General features: G+C 62.7%; 15 protein-coding genes and 1 tRNA gene. 9 read left to right on the top strand and 7 right to left on the bottom strand.

The window, feature by feature from the left end:
* The coding region (locus ACOZK4_RS06980; RefSeq protein WP_421591253.1) for a substrate-binding domain-containing protein at positions 1 to 928 on the bottom strand (928 nt) is incomplete at its 3' end.
* 187 nt (positions 929 to 1,115) lie between these two features.
* Positions 1,116 to 2,420: a phosphate regulon sensor histidine kinase PhoR gene (phoR, locus tag ACOZK4_RS06975; protein ID WP_421591251.1), complete on the bottom strand. Its 1,305-nt coding sequence runs from the start codon at positions 2,418 to 2,420 to the stop codon at positions 1,116 to 1,118.
* A 140-nt stretch (positions 2,421 to 2,560) separates the two neighbouring features.
* On the opposite strand from phoR, the gene ppk2 reads away from it, so the two are divergent.
* Positions 2,561 to 3,442, top strand: a complete 882-nt coding sequence (gene ppk2, locus ACOZK4_RS06970; protein WP_421591250.1) for a polyphosphate kinase 2 — start codon at positions 2,561 to 2,563, stop codon at positions 3,440 to 3,442.
* An 8-nt stretch (positions 3,443 to 3,450) separates the two neighbouring features.
* On the opposite strand, the gene ACOZK4_RS06965 is transcribed toward ppk2, so the two are convergent.
* A complete protein-coding gene (locus ACOZK4_RS06965; RefSeq protein WP_421591249.1) occupies positions 3,451 to 4,587 on the bottom strand; it encodes a biotin transporter BioY in 1,137 nt (378 codons plus the stop codon).
* A gap of 377 nt (positions 4,588 to 4,964) precedes the next feature.
* On the opposite strand from ACOZK4_RS06965, the gene ACOZK4_RS06960 reads away from it, so the two are divergent.
* The 6 genes from ACOZK4_RS06960 (at position 4,965) to ACOZK4_RS06935 (ending at position 9,331) form a co-directional block, all read left to right on the top strand.
* Positions 4,965 to 5,927 carry an NAD(P)H-dependent flavin oxidoreductase gene (locus tag ACOZK4_RS06960; protein ID WP_421591248.1) on the top strand — a complete coding sequence of 321 codons (963 nt, stop codon included), beginning with the start codon at positions 4,965 to 4,967 and terminating at the stop codon, positions 5,925 to 5,927.
* A 125-nt stretch (positions 5,928 to 6,052) separates the two neighbouring features.
* Positions 6,053 to 6,128 (top strand) — tRNA-Thr (locus ACOZK4_RS06955).
* Between the two features lie 316 nt (positions 6,129 to 6,444).
* Entirely contained in the window at positions 6,445 to 6,792 is a 348-nt protein-coding gene (locus tag ACOZK4_RS06950) for a YidB family protein (protein ID WP_421591247.1), read from the top strand.
* A gap of 39 nt (positions 6,793 to 6,831) precedes the next feature.
* Positions 6,832 to 7,287, top strand: a complete 456-nt coding sequence (locus ACOZK4_RS06945; RefSeq protein WP_421591246.1) for a hypothetical protein — start codon at positions 6,832 to 6,834, stop codon at positions 7,285 to 7,287.
* 497 nt (positions 7,288 to 7,784) lie between these two features.
* Positions 7,785 to 8,663, top strand: coding sequence for an omptin family outer membrane protease (locus ACOZK4_RS06940; protein ID WP_421591245.1), 879 nt, complete (start codon positions 7,785 to 7,787; stop codon positions 8,661 to 8,663).
* 110 nt (positions 8,664 to 8,773) lie between these two features.
* Positions 8,774 to 9,331 (top strand): NADPH-dependent FMN reductase, encoded by a 558-nt coding sequence (locus tag ACOZK4_RS06935; RefSeq protein WP_313526294.1) that lies wholly within the window; start codon positions 8,774 to 8,776, stop codon positions 9,329 to 9,331.
* 73 nt (positions 9,332 to 9,404) lie between these two features.
* Here the strand turns inward: ACOZK4_RS06935 and ACOZK4_RS06930 are convergent, their stop codons facing one another.
* Positions 9,405 to 9,641, bottom strand: a complete 237-nt coding sequence (locus tag ACOZK4_RS06930; protein ID WP_421591244.1) for a DUF4189 domain-containing protein — start codon at positions 9,639 to 9,641, stop codon at positions 9,405 to 9,407.
* A gap of 109 nt (positions 9,642 to 9,750) precedes the next feature.
* Positions 9,751 to 10,947 carry an AI-2E family transporter gene (locus ACOZK4_RS06925; RefSeq protein ID WP_313526298.1) on the bottom strand — a complete coding sequence of 399 codons (1,197 nt, stop codon included), beginning with the start codon at positions 10,945 to 10,947 and terminating at the stop codon, positions 9,751 to 9,753.
* A gap of 300 nt (positions 10,948 to 11,247) precedes the next feature.
* Between ACOZK4_RS06925 and ACOZK4_RS06920 the strand changes: the two genes are divergently transcribed.
* Positions 11,248 to 12,948 (top strand): long-chain-fatty-acid--CoA ligase, encoded by a 1,701-nt coding sequence (locus ACOZK4_RS06920; protein ID WP_421591243.1) that lies wholly within the window; start codon positions 11,248 to 11,250, stop codon positions 12,946 to 12,948.
* Between the two features lie 126 nt (positions 12,949 to 13,074).
* Positions 13,075 to 14,700, top strand: a complete 1,626-nt coding sequence (gene pgi, locus ACOZK4_RS06915; RefSeq protein ID WP_421591242.1) for a glucose-6-phosphate isomerase — start codon at positions 13,075 to 13,077, stop codon at positions 14,698 to 14,700.
* On the opposite strand, the gene ACOZK4_RS06910 is transcribed toward pgi, so the two are convergent.
* Entirely contained in the window at positions 14,701 to 15,786 is a 1,086-nt protein-coding gene (locus ACOZK4_RS06910) for a glycosyltransferase family 4 protein (protein WP_421591240.1), read from the bottom strand.
* A 49-nt stretch (positions 15,787 to 15,835) separates the two neighbouring features.
* Positions 15,836 to 16,765, bottom strand: coding sequence for a carbohydrate kinase family protein (locus tag ACOZK4_RS06905; protein WP_421591239.1), 930 nt, complete (start codon positions 16,763 to 16,765; stop codon positions 15,836 to 15,838).
* Positions 16,766 to 16,791: the final 26 nt, after the last annotated feature.

The raw sequence follows: 16,791 nt of genomic DNA, 5'->3' as shown, positions 1-16,791 counted from the left end.
CGTCGCTCGTGAAGAACTCGACATATTCCTTCAGGCCGGGGATGACGCCGAGATGTGCCTTCTTGACGTAGAAGAACAGCGGGCGCGAAACCGGATATTCGCCGGAAGCGATCGTCTCGGTCGACGGAACGATGCCGCTGACGGTCGCGACCTTCAGCTTGTCGGCATTGTTTTCGTAGAAGGAGAGGCCGAACACGCCAAGGCCGGTCTTGTTGGCGGCGATGCGGGCCAGCGTTTCGGTGTAGTCGCCGTCGATGTCGACAGCCAGGCCGTCCTTGCGAACGGCGATGCACTTGGCATGCTGTTCCTTTTCGTCGGCAACGGCAGCCTTGATCACGTCGAGAGCGCCGGTGGCCTTGCAGCCTGCGGCCAGCATCTTCTCGTCGAAGACTTCGCGGGTGCCGTGCTTTTCGCCCGGAATGTAGGCGGCGATTTCAGCGTCCGGCAGGTCCTTGTTGACGTCAGACCACTTCTTGTTCGGGTTGGCGACGAGCTTGCCGTCGACGACGATTTCAGCGGCGAGCGCGAGGTAGAGGTCCTTCGGCTCGAGCTTCAGGTCGGCATTGCCGCTGTCGGTTGCGAAGACGATGCCGTCATAGCCGATCTTCACTTCCTGAATCTCGGTGACGCCGGCTGCCTTGCAGGCTTCGATTTCGCTGTCCTTCATCGGACGCGACGCGTTGGCGATGTCGAGGGTCTCCGGGCCGACGCCCTTGCAGAATTCCTTGAGGCCGCCACCCGTGCCGCCGGATTCGACGATCGGGGTCTTGAAGTCGGGGAAGGTCTCGCCGAACGTCTCGGCGACTATCTTGGCATAGGGAAGAACGGTGGACGAGCCGGCGATCTGGATCTGGTCGCGCGCAACGGCAACGCCTGCGAATGCGGCGGAGGCAACGAGCGCCGCGAGGGTGAGCTTAAGAGATTTCATCTGGGTTCTCCCGAAGAGGACGTGTGTGGAAAGCGCTGTTCGCGCTGTCTGCCGTTGACCGGCGGCTCTTCTCTAAACCCCGGACGCCCTCTCTTTTATGTCGGTTTGACGAAACATTTGTGACACACCAAGCCACTGAAAATACTAACATATTTTCAGTGACACGAAAGGACCGCGTCCTTTTATGTCAAAAACGCACGGTAAAGACCGTGCCCTTGCCCACTTCGGACTTCACCACCAGACGCGCCCGGTGGCGGGTGAGGATGTGCTTGACGATGGCAAGACCGAGCCCTGTGCCCTTCTTGGACCGGCTCGCTTCCACGTTAACCCGGTAGAAACGTTCGGTGATGCGCGGGACATGTTCGGGTGGAATACCCGGACCATAGTCGGTGACCGACAATTCGACCGGCGCACCGCCGCCGCCTGTCAGCGCCACATCCACCCGCTTGCCCTCCTGACCGTATTTGCAGGCGTTCTCGATCAGGTTCTCCATGACCTCGACCAGCTCGTCGCGGTCACCGTTGACCATGAGGGCATGCCCGGGCAGGTCGAGGGCGATCTCGACGCCGAGATCGGTCGCAAGCGGCTGCAGGCTGTCGCGCACATGGGCGATCAGCGGCACCAGATCCACCGTCTGGTCGGGCGTGAGGTTCGAGCGCAGTTCAAGCCGCGACAGCGACAGGAGGTCATCGACGAGGCGGCTCATGCGCGTCGCCTGCTCGTGCATGATGCCGAGGAAGCGTTCATGCGCCTTCACATCGTTCTTCGCCGGCCCCTGCAGGGTTTCGATGAAGCCGCGCAGCGAGGCGAGCGGCGTGCGCAGCTCATGGCTGGCATTGGCGATGAAGTCGGAGCGCATGCGGTCGATGCGCCGCGCCTGGGAGACGTCGCGGAAGGTGAGGAGCCAGAGCGGTTCGCCTGTGGTGTTTTCGACGAGCGGGGCGATGCGCACGACATAGACCGTTTCCGACGGCAGGCGCTCGGCATGTTCCGTCTCGCGCGGCTGGCCGGCGGCGATCGCATCGCGCACCATGTCGAGAATGCCCGGCGCGCGGATGCGGCCGGCAAGATCGCTGCCCGCTGGGATCACGCCGAAAATCGCCTCGGCGGCGCGGTTCTGGAGTTTGATCGTCTCGCGGCCGGACAAGAGGATGGCCGGTGCATCGAGCGCACCGAGCACGGCGGCGATGGCGGCAAGCTCCTGCCTGTGCGGATCGGCCGGCGGCGTTTCCGGCACCGCGAGGGCGGATGGACCGACGGCCATGGTCCGGCCCGTCTCGACCATTCGCCTATCGGTGCGCAGCAGGCCGGCGATGACGAGCAGAAGAACGGTGAACGACACCCAGCCCAGATGCAGGCCGGCAAGCCAGATCATGAAGCCGACAAAAACAGCAGAGGCGATCAGAACCCGCACGCCCCACAGTTGCGCCGCCAGCCAGCCGAAACCCGTCCGCTGATCCGAAACCGCCACCCATTCCCTCGCAAGCATCATGTCCTCCGCGCCTCCACCGATTCTGGAGGAATAGCGCGGTTTCATGACATGTTTTTCACGGTCCGCTTGAATTCGCAATGCGGTTGTGGCCACCTTCCGGTTTACGCGGCGTGAGCCGCCCCTATCCGAAGGAGTGAACCATGGCGGAAAAGGCCGAAAGCCGGGCGGTGGAGCTGGATATCCACGGCAAGAAGCGGGTGTTCGACATCGACGATCCGAAGCTGCCCGACTGGATCGAGAACAAGGCCTTCGGCTCCGACGACTATCCCTATGACAAAAAGCTCGACAACAAGGACTACGAGAAGACGCTGAAGCTTCTCCAGATCGAACTGGTCAAGGTGCAGTTCTGGCAGCAGAAGACCGGCACGCGCATCATGACCGTTTTCGAGGGCCGCGATGCCGCCGGCAAGGGCGGCGCGATCCACGCCACCATGTCCTACATGAACCCGCGCTCCGCCCGCGTCGTGGCGCTGACCAAGCCGACGGAGACCGAGCTTGGCCAGTGGTATTTCCAGCGCTACGTCTCGACATTCCCGACGGCAGGCGAGTTCGTGCTGTTCGACCGTTCCTGGTACAACCGCGCCGGCGTCGAGCCCGTCATGGGCTTCTGCAAGCCGGAGCAATACGAAAAATTCCTCAAGGAGACGCCGCGCTTCGAGAAGATGATCACCTCGGAAGGCATTCATCTCTTCAAGTTCTGGCTCAATATCGGCCGCGAGATGCAGCTGAAGCGTTTTCACGATCGCCGGCACGATCCCTTGAAGGTCTGGAAACTTTCGCCGATGGATATCGCCGCCCTCAACAAGTGGGACGATTATACGGAAAAGCGCGATCGTATGCTCAAGGAGACGCACACGGACCATGCGCCCTGGACCGTGATCCGCGCCAACGACAAGCGCCGCGCCCGCATCAACCTGATCCGCCACATCCTGAAGACGCTCGACTACGAGGGCAAGGACAAGAAGGTGATCGGCGACATCGACGACAAGATCGTCGGCGCAGGGCTCGGCTTCGTCAAATAGGCCGAAGCCTACTCGCCCGGCTGAATGCGCACAGCATAGAGATTGAGGCTCGCATCGCCGCCGGTGATGTCGCTGTTGATGAGGATATGACCCGGCTCGCTCGGCGAGAGCGAGCGGTCGAACTCGACCTGGAACAGGATGTCGGTGCGCTCCGAGACGGTGAAGCGGTGGCGGCCGCAGCCGCCCATGGTGGAGAAATCGCATTCCACCGAGACCTGCACCGGCTTATCGCCCGCAGACTGCACGGTCAGCGCCACCGTTGAGGTCTTGCCGCCCATTTCGCTCAGCACCTCGGGCGAAACCTCGATGCGCACTGCGCCATCGCGCTCCGGATTGGTGGAGGTGATGCGCGCCGCCGGCCCCTCATTGGTGCTGACGGCCTCGAAACGGCCGGCAGCGCCCGCCGAAATCTTTGCCGTGTCGCCGGGAGAGAAGATCGCGCGCCAGTCGGCGGAGAAACGGTTCTGCGTGTCGAGCGCCTTCTTGATCGGATCGTCGCCGGAAAAATCCTCGCCCGCGACGGTGGCCGGCGGGGTCGAGTCATCGGCACCGTTCTGCAGGTCCTTCAGGAGGCCGCTCGACTGCACCCACCAGGCCAGCGCGCCGAAGGCGGCGATCAGGGTTGCGACGACCAGCAGGAAGGAGAACAGGCGGCCGCGGCGCTTGCGGGCCTTGGCCACGCGCTCGGGCTTGAAATCGGAGGCCTCGTTGACGGTGGCGCTTTCGGCAGCAGGCCTGGTATCCCTGGCAAAGCCGTCGGCACGCTCGGGGCGGATGGCGCCGATATCGTTTGCCGAGGCCTGGCGGCCCTCGGCCCTCGGCTCCGCATCGAGCGCCGGTTCAGGCCTGATATCCCGTTCGGCGCGCAATTCAGGCTGCGGGCGCGCTTCGACGACCGGCTCGACGCGAACGTCACGGACCGGCGCCGGGGTGGTGGCGGCGCGTTCTTCCGCCTCGATTTCGTGAATGGTCGCTTCCAGCCGGTGGCGCTGGGCCGTTATCGTCTCGGGATCGTTGATCTCCTGCTTGCGCAGGCCCGCCTCCAGCGCATTGCGCGCCGACTGGTAGATGCGTGCGCGAACTTCGGCATTCGCACGTTCAGAGCGCGCCAGCGCGTTTCTGATTGCCGTTTCCAGTCCGCTCACATGAGACCCTTCTACGGAAGCCGCCAGACGACGCGGCCATGATCCATCTGTGGAAAGAGCCCTTCTTTCCGGCTTTTGTTAGGTTTTGCGTAACGTCTACCGCAACGTTGCGCAAGCCTCCCCGCTGAAACCGACGGCCTTCGCCGGGGATAAGCGGGGCACGGGGATAACGGATGGGCAGGCCATAACCTTCGGCCGGGCAAATTGTTTCCTCGCGGTCTCGAGCCCGCTACCCCGGTTCGAACACCCGCGATGCACAACCAGCCTCGACAACTCGATACGCGCCGTCGCGTCACCGACCCTCTTTTCACGGGCGGTTCGCGCTGCTATTCTTTTGACGTTTTCGTAAACGTCAAAAATCGGATTCGGATTTTCCCATGGCCCTGCCCGCGATCCTTAAGGACAAGCTGCGCCTGCCCGTCGTCGGCGCGCCGCTCTTCATCGTCTCGCATCCCGCGCTGACCCTTGCACAATGCAAGGCCGGTGTCATCGGCGCCTTCCCGGCGCTGAATGCGCGGCCGGAAGCCCAGCTCGATGAGTGGCTGGCGGAAATCACCGAGGGCCTTGCCGCCCACGACGCCAAACATCCCGAGCGCCCGGCCGCCCCCTACGCCGTCAACCAGATCGTCCACCGCTCCAACAAGCGGCTGGAGCACGACCTCGCGATGTGCGTGAAATACAAGGTGCCGGTCGTCATCTCCTCGCTCGGCGCGGTGCCGGAGGTGAATGCCGCGATCCATTCCTATGGCGGCATCGTGCTGCATGACGTCATCAACAACCGCCATGCCAGTTCGGCGATCCGCAAGGGCGCCGACGGCCTCATCGCCGTCGCCGCCGGTGCGGGCGGCCATGCCGGCACGCTCTCGCCCTTTGCCCTGATCCAGGAAATCCGCGAATGGTTCGACGGCCCTCTCCTGCTTTCGGGCGCCATCGCCACCGGCGGCGCGATCCTCTCCGCCCAGGCGATGGGCGCCGACATGGCCTATATCGGCTCCCCCTTCATCGCGACGTCGGAAGCGCGGGCCGCTGACGCCTACAAGCAGATGATCGTCGACAGTGCCGCCGCCGACATCGTTTATTCCAACTATTTCACCGGCATCCATGGCAACTACCTGAAACCTTCCATCGCCGCCGCCGGCATGGACGCCGATCACCTGCCGGAAGCCGACCCCTCCAAGATGGACTTCGAAACCGCAACGACCGGCGCCAAGGCCTGGAAGGATATCTGGGGCTGCGGCCAGGGCATCGGCGCGGTGAAGGCCATCGGCCCCGTCGAAGACCTCGTCGCCCGCCTGAACCGCGAATACCGTGCCGCCCGCACCCGCATTTGCGCCGGCTAAGCCCGGCGCAAGGAGAAACCGCACGGGAAAAATGCGGAAGTTGAAACTACCCGCTTGAAATCTGTTCCCATTGCGGTTATCAGCGCACCCATTCCGGTCCCGACACGCTTCGGGGCCACAGAAGTGCCGCTTTAGCTCAGTTGGTAGAGCACGTCATTCGTAATGACGGGGTCACGTGTTCGAGTCACGTAAGCGGCACCATTCTTTCCGAGCAATTCACTCGATAGTTCGGCAAGCGCCAAAGCGCTCCGCGATCAAATCCCGAAACAGAATCCGAATATGTTCGACGCCCGCAGGCTTGTCGTGCGGTTGTTTCCCTTGCCTTTGAGCATGGGGCATCTCGCCTCTCTTTGCCGTTGAAATAGCGGCCCACAAGGCTGCAACTTTGACGGAAATCTGAGATGACGGTTCACAAGCGTTTTCCGGCCTGCGGGTTCGCCACGTTTGCCTTTGTTTGATCACATTTTAGTTTCCTCTTGTAGGCGAAGGGCCGATCAAACTTTAAAAGGGAGAATCCATGGGGTTACTTGATGGACTACAGACTATCGTCGGTGATGCACTGAGTGGAAAACCGGTCGATCTCATGGCAGTGGCGGGGCAGGTCTTGCAGAATGCCGGCGGCCTCAACGGTATCGTCAGCCAGCTGAATCAAGCCGGGCTGGGAGAACAGGTCTCCTCCTGGATCGGGACCGGTTCGAACCTGCCGATTTCCGAAGACCAGATCAAAACCGCGCTGTCTTCCGAGACCCTGCGCAATCTGGCGCAGTCCTTTGGAGTCGACGTCAGCCAGCTTCCCGAGATCCTGGCCGAACATCTGCCAAAGATGGTCGATACGGCCAGTCCGAATGGCACCCTGCCCACCTGATCGTTCCAAATCGCACGTCCTCCTCAACTAGGTGATGTCATGACCAAGAAACTGATTTTCATTGCTGCCGGAGCCCTTCTCACAGCACTCGCTGCCGGCTCGCCCGCCTCCGCACTGACGATGAAAGAATGCAGCGCCAAATACAAAGCCGCGAAGGCGGACGGCAGTGCCGCCGACGTGAAATGGAACGACTTCCGCGCAAAATTCTGCGGTGCGGACGCGGCTGCTGCCGATGCCGCTGATGAAGCGGACATCGCCAAGACCCCTGAGAAAGAGCCGACGAAATCGACGGCGAAGGCGCCGAAGGGCGTTACCTTCCCGAGCGCCGTCGATAAGAAATATGCAAGTGAAGCCGCTGGAAAAGCCCGGCTTCATACCTGCGTGGATGCCTATCGCGCTAACAAAGAAGCAGGCACGCTCAACGATCTGAAATGGATCCAGAAGGGCGGCGGTTACTGGAGCCTGTGCGCCGCTAAGCTGAGAGCAAACGGCTGATCCGTCTTTGTTAAACTTTCGGAGCGGCGCCTGTGGTGCCGCCCCTGTCCAATCTCTCGCAAAATGCGATAGGTACCCCTTTGCTTAGCCTCCTCGCGCAGACAACGGGCTTTGCAGGTCGCGCGCCCCAGGTTTAAGGCTGGACGCCGTCCTCCTGGTCTGTCAAAAGCGGCATCGGACGCGACTGCCGATAGTTTTAGATCGGGGTCGGGCGACCGATTGACGTCACGTTGCTGCCGCGAGATCACGCTGGCCGTCCAAATGAATCCAATTTGCTGTTCATGATACGGGTCGAGCGTTGTGAAACGCCGGGGCAGATTTGCCACGCCTTTTCATTTTATCCGTTTTGACCCGATTGTTCCGTTGGCACCCCGGCCGCGATACGGCAAGACGTTAAGGAATTCTTACCGAGGGGCATGGTATATATGAAAATTCTAATTGTTAGGCTCGCCGCTATGGCTTTGGCATTGAGCGCATCCTCCGCATATGCGGAGGATATGATTGCCAGTTCCGCCGATGGCAGCTTCTGGCTGTCGGGCGGTGTCGGCCTGATGAACATCGAAGCGCACGAATATGTCTGGGATGGCGCCAACAAGGCCAGCCAGCTTGATTGGGATACCAAGGGCGTCGTGCTGTATTCGGCCACGGCCCATGCCGATCTCGGCAACGACTGGACCGTCAAAGGCAAGATCGATGTCGGCTTTGGCGGCAACGGGCACATGGTCGATTACGACTGGATTCCGCCTTTCGCCGCCGACCAGAGCATGGATGGCTGGAGCGATCGCTCCATTCATCCCGATACACGCCTCGACCACTATTTCAGCGGCTCGCTCGAAATCGGCCGGGACCTCTTCAGCGATGACCGCAGCAATATCGGCGTAAACGGCGGCTTCAAATACACCAATGTCCGCTGGAACGCCTTCGGCGGTTCCTACATCTACAGCGACGGCGGCGTGCGAAACGATATCGGCGAGCTTCCCGCCGGCACGCGCGGCATCACCTACCAGCAGAAGATCCCGACCTTCTTTGTCGGCGTGGACGGCTCGATCAACATCGAACGCTTCATCCTGTCCGGCGGCGTCAAGGGCGGCTTTACGCCCGGGATCAACGATATCGACGACCATTGGCTGACAGAGACCCGCTTCTACAGCGACATGAAGGCGGCCCCTGTCGTCATGGCCAATGCGGCGATCGACTATCAGCTGACACCGAGTGTTTCGCTCTACTTCGCCGGCAATTTCGAGAACGTCTTCAACAAGCGAGGCGACGCGCGGGTTATCGACACGACAACCGGCGGCGTGAAGAACTATGCTAACGCATCCGGCGCATCGTTCAAGACCATGTCCCTGCAGATCGGTCTTCGCGGCCGGTTCTGATCGGCTCTGCCGCATCGTAAAAAGAGCCCGGTTCCGGCCGGGCTTTTTCTTTCGAGCGCAATGGCAAACCTGCGTTTGCCGATGACAGCGCCATGCGCTAGCCTTATGCCATGAAAATACTGGCCGTTTCCGGCAGCGCCCGCCGACTGTCCACCAACACAGCCCTGCTCCGCGCTCTCCAAGTAATCGCCCCCGACGGCATCACCGTGCGGGTCTATGACGGGATCGGAGACCTGCCGGTCTTCTCGCCCGATCTCGAAGGCACTGATCTGCCTGACAGCGTCAGGCAGTTCCAGCAGGCCATTGCCGAATGCGACGGGCTTATCCTGTCCAGCCCGGAATATGTGCGCAGCATTCCCGGCGGTCTGAAGAATGCCATCGACTGGCTGGTCTCGGGCGATCAGGTGGTCGGCAAGCCGATTGTGCTTGTTCACGCCTCGCATCGCGGCGATGACATGCTGGCGGCGCTCAGGACGGTGCTATCGACCATCAGCTCGAATTTCACGGAAAGCCTTTTCTTCCGTCTTCCGGTCATGAAGGAAACACCCGAGGCGATCATTCAACGCCTCGTGAGCGCCCCGGTCGCGGCGGAGGCTTTTCTGCGGGATTTTGCGCTCTTTTGCAGGGAAGGCGGAAACGGGCGGTTGCCGCAGCATCCTATTTCCTGAGACAGGACGCCGAGCCTGCCGGATTGCGACCCGAAACGGAGCCCGCAACAGCGGGCTCCGCAATCGCGGTATTTCAATCGTCCTCGTCGCATTCGGTGATTTCGCACACGGCTTCTTCGGTCGTGCGGTTGGCACACTCCGTCAGCGCCTTTTCGCGTGCGTCGGCCTCGTCATCATAGCTGTAGCTGTAACCGTAGCTGCCCTCTTCCGACACGGCGATGCAGCCCCAGGCGAGCGCCGAGGTCTGGGAGGCTGCAAAAGCAGTCGTGAGGACGAGCGCGGCAAGCGCTGTCCGTCTGGCGGATGTCATGGTGTCTTCCCCTCAAGTCGCGCAAAATGCGCCGGAAACACTATGGCTCCGTCCCTTGCCTTTGCAAGCGATTGCGGCGGCCAATTTAGCGGGGATATCGCCTGCCGGCTCAGCCGACATTGCGCTCCGGATCGAACCGCGGGGGCGGCTCCGCATGAGGATCGAGAATGATCTGCGATGGCGGATCGGTCGCCTCCACTTCGCGGATCCATTCGCGCCAGATGGCGACGAGCAGCGCCATCAGCACCGGACCGATGAAAAGCCCGAGGAAGCCCATGGTTTTTACACCGCCGATGAGGCCGAAGAAAGTGGGGAGGAAGGGCAGCTTGATCGGACCGCCGACGAGGCGCGGCCGGAGTGTCTTGTCGACTATGAAGAGCTCGACGGAGCCCCAGATGAGCAGCGCAAAGCCAGCGACCGGCGAGCCGCTGGAGACGAGATAGACCGAGACCAGCGTGAAGGAGAGCGGCGCACCGCCGGGGAAGAGCGCCATGATGCCGGTGATGACACCGAGCGTCACGGCAGACGGCACGCCGGCGACCCAGTAAGCGACGCCGAGCACGATGCCCTCGCCGATGGCGATCAGCGTCATGCCTGTCACGGTGGAGCTGATCGTCGCCGGAACGATGCGGGAAATGCGCTCCCAGCGCATCGGCAAGATGCGTTCGCCGAGGCGGTCCACCTGGGCCGCGAAGGACTGGCCGTCGCGATAGATGAAGAACAGGGCGATCAGCATGAAGAGCGCCGCGAGCAGCAGGTTGAAGGCCTTGCCGCCGGCGGCGAGCGCGACGCGGTAGATATTGCCTATATTGGCGCCGCTGACGACCTGCGTCAGCTCACCGATCGCGCCGGGATGGTCGAGGAAGCGTGTCCACTGCATGTCCAGCCAGCCGCCGATGACCGGCAGGACGCGAATCCATTCCGGCGTCGCGGCCCCCGTGCGGTTGGTTTCAACCGCCCAGCCGACCCAGTCGCGCACCTCGTGCAGGGCATAGGTCGAGGCAATCACGATCGGGCCGATGATGAAGGCGAGGATGAGCAGGATGGCGATGGAGGCGGCGAGCGTGCGGTTGCCGTTCACCTGTGCGAGCAGGCGCGTATAGAGCGGCCAGCTGGCAAAGGCGATGACGAGGGCGGCCAGCACAGGCACCACGAAGCCGTGGAAGAAGTAGATGCCGGCGAAGACGACGAGCACCAGGAGCCAGCGCGCCGCCGAGATCGGCGAGACGAGCGCGGCCCCGCCGGCGCGCGCCGCGCCAAGAAACCTGGGCTCACTTCTGCGGTGTTCCTGATGCAGCAAACTCATGCACTCCACTGTCTCCGACGTCCGGCCGGGATCCCCTAGATAAGGTGTATCCGATGAATGTTAAACATATACGCGTTTTTTTGGTGGAAGGCGCGATGAGACGCCGCAGCCCGACGCTTTCCGCTCACGAAAAAGCGATTTGTTCCGCCTTCGACACTTATTGACGTTTACGTCAATGTAAGATAGCGATAATCCTTGATGGCGCCTGCCAAAAGCATCATCTTGTCCGTATCGCATGGTTGGAGGACCATTCGGTGCCGGCGGGACGGACGATGCCCGCGCCCAAGGAGGAGAGCACGCATGACGGCCATATCAGAGGCCCCTTCCACCGAGCCGACCGGCCGTTTCTGGCTTGCCAACTATCCCGAAGGCATGGCTGGCGACATCGCTCCTCTGGCGTATCCCTCGATCGGCGCGCTGGTCGAAAGCTGCTGCGCGAAATTCGCCGACCGTCCCGCCTTCACCAGCATGGGCAAGACGCTGAGTTTCCGCGATTTCGAGGCCGCCTCGAAAAGGATCGCCGTCTGGCTTCAGGCCAAGGGGCTCGAAAAGGGCGACCGGGTCGCCGTGATGATGCCGAACATCCTGCAGAACCCGGTCATCATTTTCGGTATCCTGCGCGCCGGCCTCGTGGTGGTGAACGTCAACCCGCTCTATACGCCGCGCGAACTGGAGCACCAGCTGAAGGATGCCGGCGCCAAGGCGCTGTTCGTGCTGGAGAATTTCGCAAGCACGGTGGCGCAGGTCGTCTCGCGCACCGCCGTCAAGCACGTCGTCGTCACCACGATGGGCGACATGCTCGGCCTCAAGGGGCTAATCGTCAATCTCGTCGTGCGCAAGGTGAAGAAGCTCGTGCCGGCCTGGTCGCTGCCGGGGCACATCCCATTCAAGCAGGTTATGGCCGAGGGTGCGCGGGGCACGCTGAAACCGGTCGCCGTTGCCCCCGGCGACACCGCCTTCCTGCAATATACCGGCGGCACGACGGGCGTTTCCAAGGGCGCGACGCTGACGCATGCCAACCTCTTGTCCAACATGGAGCAGATCAAGCTGTGGATCGAGCCGATCTTCCATGTGAAGACGCGGCCGGACCAGCTCATCTTCATCTGCGCGCTGCCGCTCTACCACATCTTCGCCTTGACGGTGAACGGGCTGATGGGCATCGCGCTCGGCGGCCACAATGTACTGATCGCCAACCCGCGCGACATTCCCGCCTTCGTCAAGGAACTGGCGAAATATCGCGTCCATATCTTCCCCGGCCTCAACACGCTGTTCAACGCGTTGATGAACAATCCGGACTTTGCCAAGCTCGATCTCTCAGGCCTGCTCCTGACGCTCGGCGGCGGCATGGCGGTGCAACGGCCGGTCGCCGAACGCTGGCAGAAGACGACGGGCTGCGCGATCATCGAGGGCTACGGCCTGTCGGAGACCTCGCCGGTGGCAACCGCCAACCGGTTCGATCGGGCGGAATTCACCGGCACGATCGGCCTGCCGCTCCCCTCCACCGAGATCGCCATCCGCGATGACGACGGCAACACGCTCGCCTTGGGCGGGGTCGGCGAAATCTGCATTCGCGGACCGCAGGTCATGGCCGGCTACTGGCAGCGGCCGGACGAGACGGCCAAGGTGATGACGCCGGATGGTTTCTTCCGCTCCGGCGATATCGGCTTCATGACGCCGGACGGTTTCACCAAGATCGTCGACCGCAAGAAGGACATGATCCTCGTCTCCGGCTTCAACGTCTTCCCGAACGAGGTGGAAGAGGTGGCGATGTCGCTTGCGGGCGTTCTCGAATGTGCGGCGATCGGCGTGCCGGACGAGCATTCCGGCGAGGCGGTGAAGCTCTTCGTGGTGAAGAAGGATCCGGGCCTGACGGAGGCCGAAGTGAAAGCCCATTGCGCGGCGAACCTCACCAATTACAAGCGCCCCCGCTTCATCGAGTTCCGCACCGAACTGCCGAAATCCAATGTCGGGAAAATCCTGCGCAAGGATCTCCGGGGCTGAGCGCAGCCCCGGCACAACCGCTCCTAAATCGATTTAATTTTTTCGCCGCAGGCGCGTTTTCGGTCTTGATTTGCCGGTGCCAAAGCGACTAGCTAGCGGCATCGTCCAAAGCAAGGGAAGACGCCGATGAACGCGCTTGTCGAAAAGCTGAAATCCATCGTCCGCGACACCAACGCCACAGACATCCGGGCGGCCTTCGCGGCCGATCCCGAGCGGTTCTCCCGTTACAGCACCACGCTTGGCGATTTCCTATTCGACTATTCCAAATGCGCGGTGAACGACGCCGTGCTCGACGCGCTGGAAGCGCTCGCCAAGGAAGCCGGCGTCGAGAAGAAGCGCGACGCGATGTTTTCAGGCGAGATCATCAACATTACCGAGGAGCGCGCCGTACTGCACACCGCCTTGCGCAACCGCTCCAACACGCCGGTCCTTGTCGACGGCAAGGACGTCATGCCTGACGTCAACGCCGTACTCGACGCCATGGGCGCGTTCTCCGACGGCATCCGCTCCGGCGCGCTGAAGGGTGCCACCGGCAAGAAGATCACCGACGTCGTGAATATCGGCATCGGCGGCTCCGACCTCGGTCCGGTCATGGCGACGCTGGCGCTCGCGCCCTACCATGACGGCCCGCGCCTGCACTTCGTGTCCAACATCGACGGCGCGCATATCGCCGATACGTTGAAGACGCTCGAGGCCGAAACCACGCTGTTCATCGTCGCCTCGAAGACCTTCACGACCATCGAGACGATGACGAATGCCGCAACGGCCCGCAAATTCATCGCCGACAAGCTCGGTGACGCTGCTGTCGGCAGCCATTTCTGCGCAGTCTCGACCGCACTGGACAAGGTCTCGGCCTTCGGCATCGGTGCGGAACGCGTCTTCGGCTTCTGGGACTGGGTCGGCGGGCGCTATTCGATCTGGTCGGCCATCGGCCTGCCGCTGATGATCGCCATCGGCAAGGAGAGTTTTGGCGAATTCCTCGCCGGCGGCCATGCCATCGACACCCATTTCCGCGAGGCGCCGATCCGGGAGAACATCCCCGTCCTGCTCGGCCTCATCGGCTTCTATCACCGCAACGTGCTGAATTACCCGTCGCGCGCCATCCTGCCCTATGACCAGCGCCTGTCGCGCTTCCCCGCCTATCTGCAACAGCTCGACATGGAATCGAACGGCAAGTCCGTGACGATGGAGTCCAAGCCGGTCGAGGGCAAGACCGGTCCGGTCGTCTGGGGCGAGCCCGGCACAAATGGCCAGCACGCCTTCTACCAGCTCATCCACCAGGGCACCTCGATCATCCCGGCGGAATTCCTGATCGCGGCCAACGGCCACGAGAAAAATCTCCGCCACCAGCACCAGCTTTTGATCGCCAATTGCCTGGCGCAGTCGGAAGCCCTGATGAAGGGGCGCTCACTGGAAGAGGCCAAAGCCCAGCTCACCTCCAAGGGCATGGACGAGGCGAAGGCCGACAGGATTGCGCCGCACCGCGTCTTCGACGGCAACCGCCCGTCGATCACCATGGTGCATGAAAGCCTGACACCCTTCGCGCTCGGCCGTCTGATCGCGCTCTATGAACACCGTGTCTTCGTCGAAGGTGCGCTGTTCAACATCAATTCCTTCGACCAGTGGGGCGTCGAGCTCGGCAAGGAGCTGGCGACGGGTCTGCTGCCGGTCGTCGAAGGCAAGGAAAGCGCTGCCGGCCACGACAGCTCGACGGCCGGTCTGGTTGCCGCGCTGCTGAAGGCGGCGAACTGATCAGCGAAGGCTGAGACGGCGTGCCGCGAAAGCATTGCGCGGCACGCGCGTCAGATTGCCCAGAAATTCGAGAGCACAGGCGCGCCAGCTGTAGGTCGACGCCCGGCCAAGAGCGACTTCCGTGGGAATGTCGAGCGCGGCAAGCGCGGCTTCCCGCAGGTCTTCCGATAGCACTCCCGCTTCGCCCAGCACGTCGCGCGGCGCCGTCACCGGGAAGGCGGCGACGGGCACACCGCTCGCCAAAGCTTCCAGCATGACATTGCCAAACGTGTCCGTCCGGCTCGGGAAGACGAAGACGTCGGCCGAGGCGTAGATCGATGCGAGATCCTCGCCGGTCTTGCGGCCGAGGAAATGCACATCCGGATAGCGCTGGCGCAGCATGGCCAAATCCGGCCCATCGCCGACCACGACCTTGCTGCCCGGCAGGTCCAGCGCGAGGAAGGCCGGCAGGTTCTTTTCCACCGCCACGCGCCCGACGTTGAGGAAGATCGGCCGCGGCAGGCCGAGATCGCGGCGTTTGCCCGGATCGAACTGCTTCGTATCGACCCCGCGCGACCAGCGCTTGATCCGGGTAAAACCGCGCGCCGCCATTTCTGCGCCGAGCGATTTCGTCGCCACCATCATGCCCTGGCCGGAATTGTGGAAGCGGCGCAGCCACCAGTAGCTCCAGCTTTCGGGGATGGGCAGACGCGCGCTGATGAATTCGGGAAAGCGCGTGTGATAGGCCGTGGTGAAGGGCAGCCGGCGCTGCAGGCAGGCGCGCCGCGCCGCCATGCCGAGCGGTCCTTCGGTGGCGATGTGGATATAGTCGGGCGCGATCGCCTCGATCTCGGCGAGCACCTGGCGCTTCGAAGCCAGCGCGAGCCGGATTTCCGGATAGGACGGCAGCGGCACCGTCGCGAACTTTTCCGGCGTCAGGAAGACGACCTCGACCCCCTCCTCCGCCATCGAGCGAGCCAGCTCCTCCAGCGTGTGCACGACGCCGTTCAACTGCGGGCGCCACGCATCTGTGACGACGAGAATGGTCGGGGACTGCCCGTCAGGACGGGCCGGAGCGAACGAATCTGGTGCGGTGTGATCGAGCATGGCCCCTTTGACCATGCGGCGATGACAGGTGAATGAAGGTACGGACTGCTTACGCCAGCCCGATTTCCTTCGCCCACGGCGGGTTGGCACCGGCGCGGGAAACGGTGACGGCAGCGGCCTTGGCGCCGAGTGCCAGCACCTTGGCGATCTGGTCTTCCGAGAGGGCCGAAACCTGCTGCTTGGTGAGCAGGTTCTGCATCTTCAGCGAGGCGAGCACGCCGGCATCGAACGTATCGCCGGCACCGACCGTATCGACGACCGTCACGCGCTCGCTCGGCACCGTGACCTTGTGCGCAGCGGTGTAGCCGACGGCACCTTCCGCGCCGCGCGTGACGACGACGAGCTTGGCGCCATGGTGCAGCCAGTGGCGGGCGAGCGCATCCTCGTCGCCTTCGAGGCCGAACCAGGCGAGGTCCTCATCGGAGAATTTGACGATATCGGCCATACCAGCCATCCGGCGGATGCGCGCCATATGCGCATCCTTGTCCTTGATGAAACCGGGGCGGATGTTCGGGTCGAGCGAGATGACACGCTTGTCGTGCTCGCGCTTCAGGAGCGCCTCGTAGGTGGAGCCGCAGGGCTCCGGGATGAGGCTGATCGCACCGAAATGCAGCGCCTCGCAATCGTCGCCAAGGGCCGGGAGCTCGGCCTCGGTGATCATGCGGCCGGCGGTGCCCTCATCGTAGAAGGCATAGGTCGCATGGCCGTTGACCAGCTTGACGAAGGCGACGGTGGTCGGGCGCGACAGCGTTGCGCAATAGCTGTAATCGACGCCGCTTTCGGCCAGCGTCTTGCGCAGGATGTCGCCCATCATGTCGTCGGAAAGGCCGGTGAAGAAGCCCGTGGGAACACCGATACGGCCGAGCGCGATCGCCGTGTTGAAGATCGCCCCGCCGGCATAGGGCGCATAGGCATCCTCACCGAGCGTCGTCGTCCGCGGCAGCATGTCGATCAGCGCTTCACCACAACACAGGATCATCCGGAGTCCTCCCATCGAATTTCAAT

The organism is Shinella sp. M27, from assembly GCF_049199905.1.
Taxonomy (GTDB): Bacteria; Pseudomonadota; Alphaproteobacteria; order Rhizobiales; family Rhizobiaceae; genus Shinella.
Note: the sequence above shows the minus strand (reverse complement) of the source record. Positions and strands in the feature narration are given on the sequence as shown.

What these genes read in the sequence shown, in the direction of transcription:
- phoR (WP_421591251.1), bottom strand. Translation starts at nt 2,420, where the DNA reads ATGATGCTTGCGAGGGAATGGGTGGCGGTTTCGGATCAGCGGACGGGT.
- ppk2 (WP_421591250.1), top strand. Translation starts at nt 2,561, where the DNA reads ATGGCGGAAAAGGCCGAAAGCCGGGCGGTGGAGCTGGATATCCACGGC.
- ACOZK4_RS06960 (WP_421591248.1), top strand. Translation starts at nt 4,965, where the DNA reads ATGGCCCTGCCCGCGATCCTTAAGGACAAGCTGCGCCTGCCCGTCGTC.
- ACOZK4_RS06950 (WP_421591247.1), top strand. Translation starts at nt 6,445, where the DNA reads ATGGGGTTACTTGATGGACTACAGACTATCGTCGGTGATGCACTGAGT.
- ACOZK4_RS06945 (WP_421591246.1), top strand. Translation starts at nt 6,832, where the DNA reads ATGACCAAGAAACTGATTTTCATTGCTGCCGGAGCCCTTCTCACAGCA.
- ACOZK4_RS06940 (WP_421591245.1), top strand. Translation starts at nt 7,785, where the DNA reads ATGATTGCCAGTTCCGCCGATGGCAGCTTCTGGCTGTCGGGCGGTGTC.
- ACOZK4_RS06935 (WP_313526294.1), top strand. Translation starts at nt 8,774, where the DNA reads ATGAAAATACTGGCCGTTTCCGGCAGCGCCCGCCGACTGTCCACCAAC.
- ACOZK4_RS06930 (WP_421591244.1), bottom strand. Translation starts at nt 9,641, where the DNA reads ATGACATCCGCCAGACGGACAGCGCTTGCCGCGCTCGTCCTCACGACT.
- ACOZK4_RS06925 (WP_313526298.1), bottom strand. Translation starts at nt 10,947, where the DNA reads ATGAGTTTGCTGCATCAGGAACACCGCAGAAGTGAGCCCAGGTTTCTT.
- ACOZK4_RS06920 (WP_421591243.1), top strand. Translation starts at nt 11,248, where the DNA reads ATGACGGCCATATCAGAGGCCCCTTCCACCGAGCCGACCGGCCGTTTC.
- pgi (WP_421591242.1), top strand. Translation starts at nt 13,075, where the DNA reads ATGAACGCGCTTGTCGAAAAGCTGAAATCCATCGTCCGCGACACCAAC.
- ACOZK4_RS06910 (WP_421591240.1), bottom strand. Translation starts at nt 15,786, where the DNA reads ATGCTCGATCACACCGCACCAGATTCGTTCGCTCCGGCCCGTCCTGAC.
- ACOZK4_RS06905 (WP_421591239.1), bottom strand. Translation starts at nt 16,765, where the DNA reads ATGATCCTGTGTTGTGGTGAAGCGCTGATCGACATGCTGCCGCGGACG.